Source organism: Kitasatospora nipponensis, from assembly GCF_039528135.1.
GTDB classification, from domain to species: domain Bacteria; phylum Actinomycetota; class Actinomycetes; order Streptomycetales; family Streptomycetaceae; genus Kitasatospora; species Kitasatospora nipponensis.
On record NZ_BAAALF010000383.1, the window covers coordinates 1 to 2,415 of the forward strand.

The window sequence follows — 2,415 nt, forward strand, 5'->3', positions numbered from 1 at the left end:
CCTACCCGGTGATCTGGTACGGCGACGACCCACTGGTACTCGCCGACGGCGACGCGCAGTTCGACCGGATCGACTCGGTCGTGCTGCGGGTCTACGACACCGGTTACGAGGCGGCCGCGAGCGACCGGGCCACCATCGAGATCCTCAAGGGCACCCCGGCCGCCCCGCCGGTCGCACCGGCCCTGCCGGCCGCACCGGCGGGGGCGGTCCGGCTCACCCGCCCGGGTGCACCTGCCGGGCGGGCGGTGCGAGCGGCTGCGATGCTGGTCCCGACAGTGCCCCCGCCCGGCGGGAGCGCGGACCGCGCGGACCAGGGAGAGCCAGTGACGCCGTCGCCACCGCCCGAGCAGAACGCCGACGCGCACGGCGCGGTGCCCGGTGGTGCGCGGAGCGTGGGCGGTCGCGGGCTCGGTGCCGCCCGGGCCGGCCGCGGCGCCGGTGGGCCCGCCCCCGTGGGGCCGACGCCCGCCGCCCCGCTGGGCCCGCCGCTGGAGATCGCGGTCTTCACCGGACCGGAGTCCGCCTTCTTCGCCACCTCCAGCCTGATCCTCGGCGCCCGGGACGCGATCCTGGTGGACGCCCAGCTCACCCGCAGCGCCGGCCGGGAGCTGGCCGAGTGGATCGCCGGCAAGGGCCGCAACCTGCTGGCCGTGGTGATCACCCACCCGCACCCCGACCACTACTTCGGCGTGGAGGAGGTGCTGCGGCTCTTCCCGCAGGCCCACGTGCTGGCCGCGCCGCAGGTGGTGGCCGCCATCGCCCGCACGGCGGGCGCCAAGGTGCTCCAGTGGCGGCCGGTCTACGGCGACGACATCCCCGACGCCCCGGTACTGCCGCGGGCGCTGCTGCCGCAGCCGCTGATGATCGACCGTCAGCTGATCCGGGTGCTCTACCTCGGCCAGGGCGACTGCGCGGACTGCACCGTCGTGCACGTCCCCGCCAGCCGTACGGTGATCGCCGGGGACTGCGTCTACAACGGCACCCACGTCTGGACGGCGGAGACCACCACCGCCGAGCGGGTCACCTGGGCACGCAACCTGGTGCGGATCGCCGAGCTGGGCGCGCACCGGGTGATCGCCGGCCACCGGGCGCCCGACCAGGGGGACGAGGCGGCCCGGGTGCTCACCTTCACCGGCGAGTACTTGCAGGACTTCGACCGGGTGCTCGCGCGGTACCCCACCGACGCCGACAGCGTGGTCGCGGCGATGAGCGTGCGGTACGGGGAGTTGACGCTGCCGGCCATCCTGGCGGCCGGCGCCGCGGCGAACACCTCGCGCCGCGTGCTGGAGCCGCCGCCGGCCCCGCGCCCCGACCAGAGCCCGGACGCGACCGCCGACGTGGGCTCCGACCAGGACCCCGACGAGAGCTCCGCCGGGACCGCGGGCAGCGCCTGAGTCGCGGGGCCCGGGCGTGGTGCCTGCGCCGCTGGGCCCGGGCCGCGGGGCCGATACTGGCTCCATGACCCTGCCCTTCGACCCGATCGTGCTGGCCGGCGGCGCCGCCAGCCGGCTCGGCGGCGCCGACAAGCCGCACCTCGAGGTCGGCGGCCGCACGCTGCTGCAGCACGTGCTGGCCGCCTTCGCCGACGCCCGGACCGTGGTGCTGGTGGGCCCGCCGCCGCCCGACCGCCCGGAGACGGCCGACGGTGACGGGCCGGCCCGTACCCGCGAGGAGCCCCCCGGCGGCGGGCCGGCGGCCGCGGGGGCGGCCGGGCTGGCGCACCCGGGGATCTCGGCCGAGGTGGTGCTGCTGCTCGCGGCCGACCTGCCGTTCCTCGACGTCGACACCGTCCGGCGGCTGGTCGAGGCGCTGGCCGAGCCCGGCGCCGGGTGGGAGGCCGCCGTCCTGGTGGATGCCGACGGCCGTGACCAGCCGCTGGTGGGGGCCTACCGGGCGGCCGCCCTGCGCGCCGCGCTCGCCGCGCTCGGGGAGCCCGCGAACCGGCCACTGCGGCGGCTGACCGGCGGCCTGCGCACCGTGCGGCTGGCCGACCCGGCGGGGGCCGGTTTCGACTGCGACACCTGGGAGGCGCTGGCCCAGGCCCGCCACCGGGCGCGGGTGAGCGGCGGCGGGTGATCGGCAGCCGGTGAACGGGCGGGCGCCGGCCCGGGAGTTCACCGCGGGCGCGGGCGGCCGTGAGCGGACCGCAGCACGCCGTTCACCACCGTGGCACGCCGCGCCGCGGTGGATCAGGCAGCATGGACCACCATGGAACGCACGTTGGACGACTGGATGGCCGAGGCCGCCGCCGAACTGGGGATCGACCTGGAGGTCGACGTCCGGGGACTGCTCGACCTGACCCGGGTGGTCGCCCACGGGGTCGCCCGCCCGGCCGCGCCGCTGACCGCCTTCCTGGTCGGCTACGCCGCGGCCGCCGGGGGGGGGGGGGGGGGGGACTGGCCTCCTCCTGGTCCG

1 protein-coding gene and 2 pseudogenes are annotated in these 2,415 nt (G+C 77.9%); all 3 read left to right on the plus strand.

Annotated features, from left to right (window positions below; all coding sequences use genetic code 11):
• On the plus strand, positions 1-1,394 hold a 1,394-nt coding region (locus ABD323_RS40405; RefSeq protein ID WP_344447102.1), incomplete at its 5' end, for an MBL fold metallo-hydrolase.
• Between the two features lie 64 nt (positions 1,395-1,458).
• A pseudogene (mobA, locus tag ABD323_RS40410) lies at positions 1,459-2,067 on the plus strand (molybdenum cofactor guanylyltransferase); the annotation flags it as partial.
• A gap of 177 nt (positions 2,068-2,244) precedes the next feature.
• Positions 2,245-2,415: pseudogene (locus tag ABD323_RS40415) on the plus strand (DUF6457 domain-containing protein); the annotation flags it as partial.